The sequence below is a fragment of the Polymorphospora sp. NPDC050346 genome, assembly GCF_040655695.1.
GTDB lineage: Bacteria > Actinomycetota > Actinomycetes > Mycobacteriales > Micromonosporaceae > Polymorphospora > Polymorphospora lycopeni.
The window spans coordinates 1-13,884 of record NZ_JBFAKM010000037.1 but is presented as its reverse complement, the minus strand read 5'-3'; the positions used below and the strand labels follow the sequence as shown (position 1 = coordinate 13,884).

The following is a 13,884-nucleotide window of genomic DNA, read 5'->3' as shown; positions in this document are numbered from 1 at the left end:
GGGGCGCTGTTGACGCGGTCCACCTGAGCTGGAAGCCGCGAATCGCTCCCGACTGTCGACGTGGCCAGCATGCCGGCCCGGCCCCGCTTCGCGCTCCCCGCCCGCCCCGGCCTGCCTCGCCTCACGCTCCCCCGCCCCCGCCCGCCCAGTCCCGTTCCGTCCTGCCGCGCCTCCGTCGCGTTGATCAAGGAGAACTCATGCCACCAGACGCGATCGAGGACCAACCGTGCCCGAGATACCCCTTTCGCGAAGCAACTTCTCCTTGATCAACGCGACGGGGCGTGGCGGGCGGGACGGGGCGGGGCGGCGCGGGCGGGGCGGAGGAACGCGGGTGGTGGAGAGCGGGCGTACAGGAGGGGCACAGGGGTGGCACAGGAGTCGGGCGGAGGCTTCTCGGGCAGGAGGTAGGACGAGACGAGGAGCATTCTCATGACGTACCGGATCGACCGTCGGCGGGCGCTCGCCGGCATCGGCACCGTCGGGCTGGGCACGCTGCTCACCGCCTGCGGTGGCGGCCGGACCGCCGGCCCGACCACGAGCGCGGAAGTGACCACCAGCGCCGGCACGACCGCCACGGTCCAGCCGCAGACGGGCGCCGACCCGGCCCTGGCGGACCTCTTCGACGACGCGGCGAGTTGTGTCGTGACACCGGAGCAGACCGAGGGGCCGTACTACTTCGATCCGAAGGTGATCCGCAGCGACATCCGCGAGGACCGGCCGGGGATGCGGTTGCGGCTGGCCGTACGCGTGCGGGAGGTCGGTGACTGTGCGCCCGTACCGAACGCGGCGGTCGACATCTGGCACTGCGACGCGGGCGGGCTCTACTCCGGCTTCGAGTCGGCGTCGACCGGCAGCGGCGGTCCGCCCGGCCGTGGTGGCACCGGCCGCACCGACGACGAGATCTACCTGCGTGGCGCGCAGGTCACCAACGCGGACGGCATCGTGGAGTTCGTGACGGTCTATCCGGGCTGGTACCGGGGCCGGACGGTGCACATCCACACCAAGGTGCACCTGGACACCAGCACGACCCTGACCACCCAGTTCTACTTCGACGAGGCGGTCAGCGCGCAGGTGTACGCGACGGAGCCGTACTCGTCGCACGCCGGACGAGACACCACCAACGAGCGGGACGGGGTGATGCGCTCCGGTGGTGACCCGCCACCGATGCTGACGTTGTCGAGGGACGGCGACGGCTACCTGGGGTTGATCACCATCGGGGTCGACCGGTGAGACGGCCGCGGACACGTCGGGAAAGTACAAGACCCGGACCGCCCGGCGGACGATAGTGGCGGGATGACCGATCCTGATGTCCTGGTCGTCCCCGACGTCGCGGCGTGGCGGGCCTGGCTCGACGCCAACGAGGACAGTTCCGACGGTGTCTGGCTGCTGCTGGCCCGCAAAGGTGTCACCGATCCCACATCGCTGAGCTACGCGCAGGCACTCGACGAGGCCCTGTGCAGCGGCTGGATCGACGGGCAGGCCAAGCGGGTCGACGAGCGCACCTACCGGCAACGCTTCACGCCCCGCCGCCAACGCAGCCTGTGGTCGGCCCGCAACGTGCAGAACGTGGCCCGGCTGACCGCCGAACAGCGGATACGGCCGCGCGGGGTCGCCGAGGTCGAGCGGGCCAGGGCGGACGGCCGGTGGGAGCGGGCCTACCAGGGGCCGGCCGGTATCGAGATGCCGCCGGATCTGGCGAAGGCACTGGACGACAGCCCGGCCGCCGCGGCGAAGTTCGCGACGCTGAACGGCCAGAACCGGTACGCGGTCCTGCACCGGGTCACCACCGCCGCGACCGACGCGACCAGGCAACGCCGGATCGCCAACCTGGTCGGGATGCTGGCGCGCGGGGAGACGCCGTACCCGCAGTAGACCCGGCACCGAAAAACCGGGGCGCCGGGCAGGGCCTCCGGCTGCCATCATCGCCGGTGTGCTGATCACCGTGTCCACCACCCACCAGCCGGCGACAGATCTGGGCTATCTGCTGGTCAAGCATCCCGACCGGGCACATTCGTTCGAGATGCCGACCGGCACCGCGCACGTGCTGTTTCCGGAGGCGACGCCGCAGCGCTGCACGGCCGCGCTGCTGCTCGACGTCGATCCGCTGCGGCTGTCGGGTGCGAAGGGCAGGGGCGGCAAGGGTCAGCCGGGGGCGATGCCGGACGACTTCACCCTCGGCCGGTATGTCAACGACCGGTCCTACGCCGCGTCGAGCCTGCTCGCCGCCGCCCTGGCCAAGGTGTTCCGGTCGGCGCTGCGGGGCAGTTCGAAGGACCGCCCGGAGTTGGCGGCGACCGCGATCCCGCTGGAGGTACGGGTGCCGGTGCTGCGTTGCCGGGGCGGGGCGGAACTGGCCGGCCGGCTGTTCGCCCCGTTGGGCTGGACGGTCACCGCGACCGCGATCCCGCTCGACGAGCGGTATCCGCAGTGGGGCGACAGCCGCTACGTCGACCTGACCCTGGCCGGCACCGTACGGCTGTCCGACGCCCTCAACCACCTGTACGTGCTGCTGCCGGTGCTCGACGACGCCAAGCACTACTGGGTGGCTCCCGACGAGATCGACAAGCTGTTGCGGGCCGGCACCGGCTGGCTCGCCGACCACCCGGAGCACGGGTTGATCACCCGGCGCTACCTGGCACACCGCCGCGCGCTGGCCGGGCAGGCGCTGGCCCGGCTGGCCGAGCAGCGGCTGGTCGAGGACGCACCGGACCCGGACACGGTGGAACCGGACGCCGACGAGACGGTCCGCCGGCCGCTGGCGGTGCGGCGCCGGGCCGCGGTGCTGGCGGCGCTGGCCGAGGTCGGCGCCACCCGGGTGCTCGATCTCGGCTGCGGCGGCGGCGCGCTGCTCGGCGACCTGGCCCGGGACCGCCGGTTCACCGAGATCGTCGGCGTCGACGTGTCGGCCCGGCTGCTGGAGGTGGTCGAGCGGCGGCTGCGGCTCGACCGGCTGCCGGATCGGCAGCGTGGCCGGATCAAGCTGTGGCAGTCGGCGTTGACGTACCGGGACGACCGGTTGCGGGGGTTCGACGCGGCCGTACTGATGGAGGTCATCGAGCACGTCGACCCGCCGCGGCTGCCGGCGCTGGCGGACGCGGTCTTCGGCCACGCCCGGCCGGGGACGGTGGTGGTGACGACTCCGAACGTCGAATACAACGTGCGCTACGAGGGGCTGGCGCCGGGCGCGACGCGGCATCCCGACCACCGGTTCGAGTGGACCCGGGCCGAGTTCACCCGGTGGGCGACCGAGGTCGCCGACCGGTACGGCTACACGGTCGCGTTCTCCGGCGTCGGCGACGACGATCCGCAGGTCGGCACCCCGACCCAGCTCGCCCTGTTCACCCGGGCCGAGACCACCCGACCGACGGAAGGACAGGCCCAGTGAGCGAGCGCAGCGAGCGAACCATCGGGCTCAGCCAAGAACATGGTGGCGCCGAGCGAAGCGAGGTGACGACGTGAGCGAGCGCAACGAGCTGGAGATCCCCGAGCTGGCGCTGGTGGCGCTCGTCGGGTTGTCCGGGTCCGGCAAGTCGACGTTCGCCCGGCGGCACTTCGCGGCGACCCAGGTGCTGTCGTCGGACACGTTCCGGGCGATGGTCGCCGACGACGAGAACGACCAGTCCGCCTCGTCGGACGCGTTCGACGTGCTGCACTACGTGGCCGGCAAGCGGCTGCGGGCCGGCCGGCTCACCGTGGTCGACGCGACGAACCTCCAGCCGCACGCCCGGGCCGGGCTGGTGAAGGTGGCCCGCGAACACGACGTGCTGCCGGTGGCGATCGTGCTCGACGTGCCGGAGCAGGTGTGCTGGGAGCGTACGCGTGACCGGCCGGAACGTGACTTCGGCCGGCACGTGCTCAGCCGGATGCAGCGGGACCTGAAGCGCTCGCTCGGCCAGCTGGGCCGGGAGGGGTTCCGCAAGGTGCACGTGCTGCGCGGCGTCGACGAGGTCGAGGCCGCGCGGGTCCGGTACGAGCGGCTCTACAACGACCGTCGCGAGGTGACCGGTCCGTTCGACATCGTCGGTGACGTGCACGGCTGCCGGGCCGAACTGGAGGCGCTGCTGGAGAAGCTGGGCTGGGTGCTGCGCCGCGACGGGCAGGGGCGGCCGGTCGACGCGACCCACCCGGCGGGGCGTACCGCGGTCTTCGTCGGCGACCTGGTCGACCGCGGCCCGGACTCGCCCGGGGTGCTGCGCCTGGTGATGGGCATGGTCGCGGCCGGCAACGCGATCTGCGTACCGGGCAACCACGAGGAGAAGCTGCGTCGCAAGCTGCGCGGCCAGCAGGTACGGGTGACGCACGGGCTGGCCGAGACGCTGGAGCAGCTCGACGCCGAGGACCCCGCGTTCGTCGCCGAGGCGAAGGAGTTCATCGAGGGCCTGGTCAGCCACTACGTGCTCGACGGCGGCAGGCTGGTGGTCGCGCACGCCGGGCTCAAGGAGGAATACCACGGGCGGGCTTCCGGCCGGGTGCGGGCGTTCGCGCTGTGGGGCGAGACGACCGGCGAGACCGACGAGTACGGCGCACCGGTGCGCTATCCGTGGGCGCGTGACTACCGGGGGTCGGCGACGGTCGTGTACGGCCACACCCCGACCCCGACACCCGAGTGGGTCAACAACACCATCTGTGTCGACACCGGTTGTGTCTTCGGCGGCCAGTTGACGGCGCTGCGCTATCCGGAGCGGGACCTGGTCTCGGTGTCGGCGGAGCGGGAACACTATCCGCCGATCCGCCCGCTGGTTCCGGTCGAGCCGGTACGCGACCCGGGCGTGCTCGACCTCGCCGACGTGGCCGGGCGACGGCACCACGACTACGGATACGGCACCACGACGATCGCGGCGGAGAACGCCGCCGCCGCGTTGGAGGTGATGAGCCGGTTCGCGGTCGACCCGCGCTGGCTGCCGTGGCTGCCGCCGACGATGGCACCGTCGTCGACCTCGACGGTCGACGGTTTCCTGGAGCATCCGGCGCAGGCGTTCGGCGACTACCGGGCGGCCGGTGTCGACCGGGTGGTGTGCGAGGAGAAGCACATGGGGTCGCGGTGCGTCGTACTCGTCGTCCGAGAAGACGGGGGCGGGGTGAGCGCCGGCTTCGGCGAGGGCGGCGGAGTCGTCTACACCCGTACCGGCCGGCCGTTCTTTGCCGACCCGGCACTGAACGAGGCGCTGCTGGCCCGGGTCCGGGCGGCGGTGACGTCGGCCGGGCTGTGGGACGAACTGGCCACCGACTGGCTGCTGCTGGACTGCGAACTGCTGCCGTGGTCGGCGAAGGCGACCGGCCTGATCCGCGAGCAGTACGCCAGCGTCGGTGCGGCCGGACGGGCGGCGCTGCCGGCCGTACTGGACGTGCTCGCCGGGGCGGCGGCGCGCGGGCTCGCCGTCGACGAGTTGCGGGAGCGGACCATCGGCCGGGCCGCCGACCTGGCCCGTTACACCGACGCCTACCGGGCGTACGTCCGGCCGACGGACGGGCTGACCGGGGTGACGCTGGCGCCGTTCGCGGTGCTGGCCGGGGCGGGTACGGCGTACACCGACCGGGACCACGGCTGGCATCTGGCGCTGGCCGACCGGCTGTGTGCCGCCGATCCGCAGACGTTCACGCCGACCCGGCGTACGGTCGTCGACCTGGCCGACGACGCGCAGGTCACGGCGGCGACCGACTGGTGGTCGGAGCTGACCGCCGCCGGTGGCGAGGGCATGGTCGTCAAGCCGTACGCCGAGCCGGCCGCACTGGACGGCAGGGGGCGGCTGTTGCAGCCGGGGCTGAAGTGCCGGGGGCGCGACTATCTGCGGATCATCTATGGCCCGGAGTACACGGCACCGGAGCGGTTGGCCGCGTTGCGGCAGCGGTCGCTGGGCCGTAAGCGCGGGCTGGCGCTACGCGAGCACGGGCTGGGGCTGGCGGCTCTGGACCGCCTGGCCGAGGCGGCGCCGCTGTGGCGCCGGCACGAATTGGTGTTCGCGATCCTGGCCTGCGAGTCGGAGCCGGTGGACCCCCGGCTGTGACGGTAGCCACCCGACTCTCAGGCAGCACGCCTAGACTGCTGTCGTCGCCGCCCGCCCGGGAAGGGCCGGGCCAATCGGATGGCAAGACTCGGAGGACTCTCTCGTGCCGCCAACCACGCCACTCGCCCTCGGCCCGGAATGGCTTGACCCGGAGTGGTTGATCCAGACGTTCGGGCTGATCGGCATCCTGGTCATCGTCTTCGCCGAGTCCGGCCTGCTGATCGGCTTCTTCCTGCCGGGAGACTCGCTGCTGTTCACCACCGGTCTGCTGGTGGCGGACGGGCAGTACCTGCCGTACCCGCTGTGGCTGGTGTGTCTGCTGATCACGCTCTCGGCGATCGCCGGTGACCAGGTCGGCTACATGTTCGGCCGCAAGGTGGGGCCGGCGCTGTTCCGGCGTCCGAACTCGCGGCTGTTCAAGCAGGAGAACCTGCTGAAGGCGCACGAGTTCTTCGAGAAGTACGGTCCCCGCTCGATCGTGCTGGCCCGCTTCGTGCCGATCGTCCGGACGTTCACGCCGATCGTGGCCGGCGTCAGCAAGATGAACTACCGCACGTTCGTCATCTACAACATCGTCGGCGGCATCCTGTGGGGCACCGGCGTGACGGTGCTCGGCTACTTCCTCGGCCAGATCCCGTTCGTGAAGGCCAACATCGAGTTCATCCTGATCCTGATCGTCTTCCTGTCGGTGCTGCCGATCATCATCGAGTTCGGCCGGGCGTGGCTGGCGGGACGCCGGCAGCCGAAGCCGGCGGACCAGGCGGCGCTGGCCGAGGCGGAGCGGGACGCGATCGCCCACGCCGCCCAGGAGACGGCGCGCGAGCGATACGAGCGCGACTGAACACGGCTACCGACACAAAACGGCTGCGGGCGGGGGGATTCCTCGCCCGCAGCCGTGTTTGGCCCACCGGTGCCGAAGCAGTTCATCAGGCGGCGACCGGGGCCAGGGACACGTCAGCCCGGCCTCGCACGGCGTCCGCCAGGGTGGCGGGGTCTGTGCGCAGCCGGGCAAAACCGGTGACTTGCGGGAAGTCACCGGCCGGCGGAACCGTCTGGCGTCACCTCACTGCGGAGGGACGCCAGACGAGGACCACTGTCTGATTCAGCGAGCCTTCTTGGTGGCCCGCTTACGCGGCGGAGTCAGCAGGTCCGCGATCGTAGCGATCGCGGTCGGCACCAGCCGGTAGTAAGCCCACACACCGCGCTTCTCCCGCTCCAGCAAGCCGGCTTCGGTGAGGATGCGCAAGTGGTGGCTCACGGTCGGCTGCGAGAGGCCGAGCGGTGCGGTCAGGTCGCAGACGCAGGCTTCGCCCTCCGGCGCCGACTGAATGAGGCTGAGCAGCCGCAGTCGGGCAGGATCGGCGAGCGCCTTGAGGACTCCCGCGAGTCGCTCGGCGTCGGCACGTTCGATCGGCTCGCCGGCCAGCGGCGAGATCTGAGGCATTGTCATTTCAGCCAACGCAGTTCCCACGTAATCCATCCTTCCACCAAGAGCATTGACCTGCCTGCATATCGGCCGGTCCGAATCGGCAAACTTTTAGGCCACAAGGCCAAGGTCAGCCAACGAATAGGCCGCTCGGTACGGCAGACCAGCGGCCCGCACCGCTTCGCCCGCACCGCGATCGACGATCACTGCCACGCCGACCACCTCTGCCCCGGCCTCTTGCAGAGCCTCGACCGCGGTCAGCACACTGCTACCCGTGGTCGAGGTGTCTTCAACCGCCAGCACCCGACGGCCTTTCACGTCGGGTCCTTCGACCCGGCGTTGCAATCCGTGTGCCTTGCCGGTCTTGCGCACCACGAAGGCGTCGAGTCGCCGCTGCCTCGCCGAAGCGGCGTGCAGCATCGAAAGAGCCACCGGGTCCGCACCCAACGTCAGACCGCCAACCGCATCGAACTGCCAGTCCGCAGTGAGGTCTAGCAGCACACTACCCACCAGGGGGGCCGCCGCGTGGTGCAACGTGACTCGTCGCAGATCGACGTACCAATCCGCTTCACGCCCCGATGACAGCACCACCCGTCCGTGCACCACGGCAAGTTCAGTGATGAATTTACGCAGGTCGTCGTGGTCCCCCATGGCGCACAAGGGTACTGCTCAACTCTGTGAAGCAAACTGTCGGCCCGGGCACCGGGGCAAAGATTGACTCGTTAGATGAGTCTGCAGGTGGGCCAGTCGGCTGGCTGGTGACTCTGGACGGTTGCGATCATCGCTCCGCGCGGCCAATCCGACCGCGAGTGTCGCGCGTCACTGAGTTGATCAGTCCACGCGGGGCGTGACGCAGCGCGAACGTAGCGCTCTTGTAGCGCCAGTCCGGCACGCTCACCAGACGCCCCCGGCCGAGATCCCGCAGCGCGGCGTCGACCACGTTCTCGGCCCGCAACCAGAGCCAACCGGGCAGCCCCGACATGTCTATGCCGGCCCGGTCGTGGAACTCGGTACGGGTGTATCCGGGGCACAGCGCCATCACCCGTACGTTGAACCGGCGCACCGACATGGCTATCGACTCGCTGAAATTGGTCACCCACGCCTTGCTGGCCGAGTACGTCGATCCCGGCATGACCGGACCGAACCCAGCGACCGAAGAGACATTTATCACTGCCCCGTGCCGCCGTTCGGTCATGCCGGCCACGGCGGCGAGCGTCAGCCGCATGACCGCGTGCACGTTCAGCCGCAGCAGGCGGGTCTCCTCGGCGACGCTGGACCGCAGGAACGGCTTGTGCAGGCTGATCCCGGCGTTGTTGACGAGCAGGTCGACCGGCTCGTCGACGGACCGCAGCCGGTCCTCCACGAGCGCGCAGCCGTCGTCGGTGGACAGGTCGGCCGGCAGCGCGGTGGCGCGTATCCGGTGCCGGTCGGACAGGTCGGCGGCGGACACCGCCAGACGCTGCCCGTCCCGGGCGACCAGCACGAGGTCGTAGCCGTCGGCGGCGAGGCGTTCGGCGAAGGCCGCTCCGATCCCGGCGGTGGCGCCGGTGATCAGTGCGGTGCGACGGTGCTCCCTGGGTGCTGCCATCGTTCCTGTCCTCACTGGGCTCGGGTCGGGTTCGGGCCGGCCGGGGTCGCAAACACGCGATCCCCGAACGGCTGAGCCGAACGGGGATCGCGGGTGGTCGTCGGGTCAGCGGGGCGGCGGGTTGCTCCCGGGCGCGGGCGGGTAGCCGGGATCCGACCCGGGCGCCTGCGGATAGCCCGGCTCGGCGCCCGGCGACTGCGGGTAGCCGGGGTAGGACCCCCCGGGCAGCGGCGGTTCGCCGCCGCCGTGGCCGGCCCGGCGGAAGTACTCGTTGGAGGCCGGAAGGGCCAGCAGGATCAGGGCCGCGAGCAGGGCCAGCAGGGCGATGACGCTCAGCGTCATGGACACCGGGTTGTACCAGCCCGGCAGGGCCTCCATCGTCCGTTCCTGGATCTCGGCGGGATCCGGCAGGTCACCGGTCGTCGGCGCCCCGAAACTGCTGGTGGCGGACGAACCGATCAGGCCGAAGCCGAGGCAGCAGACACCGAGGCCACCGACCACCCAGGTGATGATCCGGGCGACGTTCTTGCCTTTGAGGTTGAGGACGGCGAGGACGGCGAGCCCGATGGCGAGCAGGATGTTGACGACGAGGGTGGCGATGACGCCGACCACGACGAAGCTCTCCGTGCCCTCGAGTTCCGTACCGGCGTACGACTCGCTGTATACGTCGCTGATCGGACCGATCGTGACCAGCGACAGAAGCCCGGTGATCGCCAGAATGGCGGCCACCGCGTAGAGCAGATATCCGGAGATGGTGACCGTGCTCGGGCGCGCGGCTGGGCCCGGCTGGCCGGGATTCGTCGGAATCGACACGTTTCTCCCTTCCTAGATCCAGAAACCACCGTAGCGGTACCCTGCACCGTTGTTTCACCAAACCCGCGCGCGTCGTGCGACGGAAGAATCGCCTGGTCGACAAAAGTCGTAAAACAACCAGCCGCCCAGCTCCGGAAAGCGGTCAGTAGCCGCGCCACTCCGCCCGGGCGTACTCCAGGACCCTCGGTTGCAACAGCGTCGAGGCCGGTACGTCGAGCCGGGCCCGGTCCGGCGGGAAGTTCGCGGCCAGCGCCAGCGTGTTGGCGTCGAGGAACCGCAGCGGCGGTGCCCCCGCCGGCAACTCCAGTGGCGGCGCCACCGGGCCGGGCGCGGCGAGCAGGAAACCCCAGTCGCCGAACGACGGCACGTCCACGTGGTACGGCGTCACAGCGAGGCCGGCCGCCCGGATCGACGCCTCGATGCACCAGTACGACCGCGGCGCGAAGTACGGCGATCCGGCCTGCACCACGATGCGGGCACCCGGGGCGAGCACCTGCCGCACCAGCGCGTAGAACTCGACGGAGTACAGCTTCGCGGTCGCCGTCTCGTCCGGGTCGGGCAGATCGACGATCACCGCGTCGAACCGATCCGCCGCCGTACGCAGCCAGCCGAAGGCGTCGGTGTGCAGCAGGCGTACCCGGGGGTCGGCGAACGCGTCGCCGTTCAGCGCCCGCAACGCGGGCTCGGCACGGGCCAGCGCCACCACCGCCGGGTCCAGCTCGACCACGGTCACCGCCGACACGTCGGGATAGCGCAGCACCTCGCGTACGGCGAGCCCGTCGCCGGCCCCCAGCACCAGCACCGAACCGCGCGCGCCGGCGAGCGCCGGATGCACCAGCGCCTCGTGGTAGCGGTATTCGTCGAGCGAGCTGAACTGCAGGTCGCCGTTGAGGAACAGGCGCAGGTCGGGCTGGCCGCCACGGGCCACCGACCGGGTCAGCACGATCTCCTGGTAGCGGCTGCGCTCGGCGTGCACCACCGGGTCCCGGTAGAGCTGCTGGCGGGCGGTCACCTCGAAGTCCTCGGCGACGACGTAGGCGTACCCGAGACAGAGGGTGACCGCGACGGCCCCGGCGGTCAGCCCCGCCTTGGCCCGGGGCCCCAGGTCGCGCCGGAAGACGGTGAAGACCAGGGCGAGGCCGGCGACCGCGTTGACCGCCCCGACGACCAGCGCACCCCGCAACTGGCCGAAGACCGGGATCAGCAGGAACGGAAAGGCCAGCCCGCCGAGCAGCGCGCCGACGTAGTCGGCGGCGAACAGGTCGGCGACCGCGCTGCCGGCCGACTGCTCCCGGATGCGTTGCAGGAGAACCATCAGCAGCGGGATCTCGGCACCGATCAGCAGGCCGAGTACGAACGCGGTCGCGACGAGCGCGGGTCCATAGAGGTCCAGCCAGGCGAAGGCGGCGTAGAGCAGCAGCACCGACAACCCGCCGAGCAGGGCGAGCAGCAGTTCGACGGCGGCGAAGGCGGCGGCGGCGCGGGACTGCAGCGGTTTGGCGGCGAGTGCCCCGACCCCCATCGCGAAGACCATGACGCCCAGGACGATGGACGCCTGCCCGACCGTGTCACCGATCAGGTAGCTGCCGAGCGCCACCAGCGCCAGCTCGTAGACCAGGCCGCAGGCGGCGCAGACGAAGACGGCCGCCAGCACGGCGGCGCGGGCGAGCCGCCACCGGTGCCCGGCCACGCCGACCGCACCACCGTCCCTACCGGCCTGGTCCGTCCGGTCCGCGCCGGTGTCGGTGTCGGTGTCCGTACCGGCCTGGTCCGCGCCGGTCGTGGCGGCGGGGTCCGCCGACGCGCTCACCGCGCGATGGGCGGCGACGCCGCCGGTGTCACAGGATCGCCGCCGCGATCACGCCGCCGGTGACCAGGTGCACGACCGCGTTGACCCAGACGGCCGGGTGCGGCTGCACGTCGACCAGCAGCTCGCCGAGCTTGCCCGGGGTGACCGCGTCCAGCAGCAGGAACGACACCGCCATGATGACCAGGCCGAGCAGGCCGTACGCCCCGGCGCTGATCAGGCCGTCGACGGGGTCGTCGGCGCTGGCCGTGATCGCGGCGATGACGATGATGCCGACGGCGGCCAGATTGGACGCCAGCAGCAGGGCGGCGTTGCGGTTGCGCTCGGTCCAGATGAGGTCCCGCAGCCGGCCCGGCGTGGCGACGTCGACGAGGACGTAGCCGATCGCCATCAGCACGACACCGACCCCGCCGTAGGCGAGTACGACCAGCAGGTCGGTGAACAGGTCTTCCAACATCTCTGCGGCTCCCGGGGGCAGGCGGTGGACGGAGGGGCTTACTTGCCGGCGCCGGGGCCGCCACCCCGGACGTTCGTGTCGCGTCCCCAGACCCACGCGGTGCCGACCGTGCTGTGGTAACGCGGATGGGCGGTCGACATCCGTTCCAGCAGGATCAGCGACCCGGCGGCCAGCGGCAGGATCACCACCGAGTCGTCGTCGTAGCGCAGGTAGACGCCGCTGTCGTCGACGTAGCGGTCGTCGGGGTTCCAGGAGCCGGTGATCTCGTCGGCGACCCGGGCGGGGCTCTGGTCGGACCGGTAGGCGGTCGCGTCCCGGCCGATGTCGTCGGCCACCGAGCGGGAGTAGCGGTCCTCGACCCAGGCACGGGCGGAGAACGTGCCGAAGACGATCGCGGCCCCGGCCACCAGCGCGCCGACCAGCGCCATCGACACCCCGACCACGAGCCAGCCACGCCTGTTCACCGCACCGTCACCACCGTCTCGGTCTCCACCAGCTCACCGCTCTGCGGGTACGCGTGCCACGTGTGCCAGCCGAGCGTCGGCCCGGCGGAGAAGGCGTGCAGGGCGGTGACCGCGTCGGCGCCGCCCGGAAACACCCCGACCAGCGCGTACGGGTCGTCGGCGAGCCGCCCGCGCAGCAGCCCGATCCGCTCCGACATCCCGGCCCGGTCGAGCCGGTGCACGCGGGAGGTGAACGAATAGCCGGCCGCCTCGTCGGCCACCGCCGCGGGCAGCGCCGGAGCGCGGCCGGGCAGGCAGGCCACCGTCTCGGTCAGCGGGCCGGCCGGGGTGTCGACGACCACCTGGTGCGAGGCGCCGAGCAGGCGCAGCCGCAGGCCGAGATGGGCGAGGTCGAGCACGTGCAGGGCGGGCTGCTCGGGCAGGCCGAGGGCGAAGCTCAGGTCGGTGGCGGTGGTGTCGGCGTATGGGGTGGCGAGGGTGACCAGCACGGTTCACCCGGCCTTCGTGGGCGGTCCGGCCTGTGGATAGACCAGCACCTCGGCGCGGTGCAGCTTCTCGCCCCGGGAAACCTCCCACTTCATGCTGTCGCCGTACGACTCGAACGACAGCAGGGCCCCGTCGGGGGAGGTGTAGTCGTGGTAGCGGACGCCGCCGGTCGGCTGGAGCCCGGTCGTGCCGGTGGCGGTGTAGCGGGCCAGCCCGGACTCGTCGGACACGTAGCGCCGGCCCTCGAAGTCGATGGTCGGCAGGCCCGGGGTGACGGTCGCGGACGGCACCACGGTCCACAGCACGAGTTCGAGGTCGGGGTCCTCCTCGACGGAGAGCCACAACTTGGCCCCGCTGGCGTCGTCGATCAGGTGCTCGGTCCAGCTCCAGCCGCCCTCGTCGAAGCGCAGCGAGCCTCGGACCCCGTACGACGTGCCGCGGATCTCGACGATGTCGCCGGGCCTGAGGCGGCGCGGGTCGCCGCGTAGCGCGTCGGCGTCGTCGTCGTGGGACCGGAACGGGTCGGTGCCGCGGACCGGACCGGGCGGTGGGGCGGCCTTCCGTTTGGCGGACTGCACGGCCCACAGGGCGACGACGACGCCGGCGACGCCGAGCAGGCAGCCGAGTCCCGCCACGAGCCACGCCGTCGACCCGTTCAACACACCCGCCTCCTTAGGCCACCCAGTGGTGGGCAACGACGGTAACAAGTGTCCGCAGGTGCCGCACGCTGGCGGTGATCCATGAGGGCCCGGGAAACGTCGGGGGGGGGGGGGGCCGGGGCGGGGGCGCCGGGCCGGCGGCGGCGGGCGGGGGGCTGCCCCCCCCGGCGGGCGGGCGG

The 13,884-nt window shown here is 71.6% G+C and carries 14 protein-coding genes; 5 read left to right on the top strand and 9 right to left on the bottom strand.

The window, feature by feature from the left end:
• The first annotated feature begins 429 nt into the window (after window positions 1-429).
• The 5 genes from AB0I42_RS29210 (at window position 430) to AB0I42_RS29190 (ending at window position 6,846) form a co-directional block, all read left to right on the top strand.
• On the top strand, window positions 430-1,230 hold the full coding sequence (locus tag AB0I42_RS29210; RefSeq protein ID WP_357542197.1) for an intradiol ring-cleavage dioxygenase: 801 nt from the start codon (window positions 430-432) through the stop codon (window positions 1,228-1,230).
• Window positions 1,231-1,293: 63 nt separating this feature from the next.
• A complete protein-coding gene (locus AB0I42_RS29205) occupies window positions 1,294-1,872 on the top strand; it encodes a YdeI/OmpD-associated family protein (RefSeq protein ID WP_357542195.1) in 579 nt (192 codons plus the stop codon).
• Window positions 1,873-1,930: 58 nt separating this feature from the next.
• Window positions 1,931-3,385, top strand: a complete 1,455-nt coding sequence (locus tag AB0I42_RS29200) for a 3' terminal RNA ribose 2'-O-methyltransferase Hen1 (protein ID WP_357542193.1) — start codon at window positions 1,931-1,933, stop codon at window positions 3,383-3,385.
• 70 nt (window positions 3,386-3,455) lie between these two features.
• A complete protein-coding gene (locus AB0I42_RS29195; RefSeq protein ID WP_357542191.1) occupies window positions 3,456-6,005 on the top strand; it encodes a polynucleotide kinase-phosphatase in 2,550 nt (849 codons plus the stop codon).
• 73 nt (window positions 6,006-6,078) lie between these two features.
• Window positions 6,079-6,846 carry a VTT domain-containing protein gene (locus tag AB0I42_RS29190; protein ID WP_357542336.1) on the top strand — a complete coding sequence of 256 codons (768 nt, stop codon included), beginning with the start codon at window positions 6,079-6,081 and terminating at the stop codon, window positions 6,844-6,846.
• Window positions 6,847-7,107: 261 nt separating this feature from the next.
• Here the strand turns inward: AB0I42_RS29190 and AB0I42_RS29185 are convergent, their stop codons facing one another.
• The 9 genes from AB0I42_RS29185 to AB0I42_RS29145 form a co-directional block, all read right to left on the bottom strand.
• Window positions 7,108-7,485, bottom strand: coding sequence for a metalloregulator ArsR/SmtB family transcription factor (locus AB0I42_RS29185; RefSeq protein WP_212824755.1), 378 nt, complete (start codon window positions 7,483-7,485; stop codon window positions 7,108-7,110).
• Window positions 7,486-7,542: 57 nt separating this feature from the next.
• Window positions 7,543-8,082, bottom strand: coding sequence for an orotate phosphoribosyltransferase (gene pyrE, locus AB0I42_RS29180; protein WP_357542188.1), 540 nt, complete (start codon window positions 8,080-8,082; stop codon window positions 7,543-7,545).
• Between the two features lie 127 nt (window positions 8,083-8,209).
• Window positions 8,210-9,019 carry an SDR family oxidoreductase gene (locus AB0I42_RS29175; RefSeq protein WP_357542186.1) on the bottom strand — a complete coding sequence of 270 codons (810 nt, stop codon included), beginning with the start codon at window positions 9,017-9,019 and terminating at the stop codon, window positions 8,210-8,212.
• A 105-nt stretch (window positions 9,020-9,124) separates the two neighbouring features.
• Complete coding sequence (locus AB0I42_RS29170) at window positions 9,125-9,832, bottom strand: hypothetical protein (RefSeq protein WP_357542184.1); 708 nt, start codon at window positions 9,830-9,832, stop codon at window positions 9,125-9,127.
• A 142-nt stretch (window positions 9,833-9,974) separates the two neighbouring features.
• A complete protein-coding gene (locus tag AB0I42_RS29165; RefSeq protein ID WP_357542334.1) occupies window positions 9,975-11,522 on the bottom strand; it encodes a polyamine aminopropyltransferase in 1,548 nt (515 codons plus the stop codon).
• Window positions 11,523-11,670: 148 nt separating this feature from the next.
• The gene (locus tag AB0I42_RS29160; RefSeq protein WP_357542182.1) at window positions 11,671-12,096 is read right to left on the bottom strand and encodes a DUF350 domain-containing protein; all 426 of its coding nucleotides are present in this window, start codon (window positions 12,094-12,096) and stop codon (window positions 11,671-11,673) included.
• Window positions 12,097-12,134: 38 nt separating this feature from the next.
• The gene (locus AB0I42_RS29155) at window positions 12,135-12,560 is read right to left on the bottom strand and encodes a DUF4247 domain-containing protein (RefSeq protein WP_357542180.1); all 426 of its coding nucleotides are present in this window, start codon (window positions 12,558-12,560) and stop codon (window positions 12,135-12,137) included.
• Window positions 12,557-13,048: a DUF2617 family protein gene (locus tag AB0I42_RS29150; protein WP_357542178.1), complete on the bottom strand. Its 492-nt coding sequence runs from the start codon at window positions 13,046-13,048 to the stop codon at window positions 12,557-12,559. Before AB0I42_RS29150 ends, AB0I42_RS29155 begins: the two co-directional genes overlap by 4 nt.
• 3 nt (window positions 13,049-13,051) lie before the next feature.
• The gene (locus AB0I42_RS29145; protein WP_357542332.1) at window positions 13,052-13,705 is read right to left on the bottom strand and encodes a DUF4178 domain-containing protein; all 654 of its coding nucleotides are present in this window, start codon (window positions 13,703-13,705) and stop codon (window positions 13,052-13,054) included.
• Window positions 13,706-13,884: the final 179 nt, after the last annotated feature.

What these genes read in the sequence shown, in the direction of transcription:
- AB0I42_RS29210 (WP_357542197.1), top strand. Translation starts at nt 430, where the DNA reads ATGACGTACCGGATCGACCGTCGGCGGGCGCTCGCCGGCATCGGCACC.
- AB0I42_RS29205 (WP_357542195.1), top strand. Translation starts at nt 1,294, where the DNA reads ATGACCGATCCTGATGTCCTGGTCGTCCCCGACGTCGCGGCGTGGCGG.
- AB0I42_RS29185 (WP_212824755.1), bottom strand. Translation starts at nt 7,485, where the DNA reads ATGGATTACGTGGGAACTGCGTTGGCTGAAATGACAATGCCTCAGATC.
- pyrE (WP_357542188.1), bottom strand. Translation starts at nt 8,082, where the DNA reads ATGGGGGACCACGACGACCTGCGTAAATTCATCACTGAACTTGCCGTG.
- AB0I42_RS29175 (WP_357542186.1), bottom strand. Translation starts at nt 9,019, where the DNA reads ATGGCAGCACCCAGGGAGCACCGTCGCACCGCACTGATCACCGGCGCC.
- AB0I42_RS29160 (WP_357542182.1), bottom strand. Translation starts at nt 12,096, where the DNA reads ATGTTGGAAGACCTGTTCACCGACCTGCTGGTCGTACTCGCCTACGGC.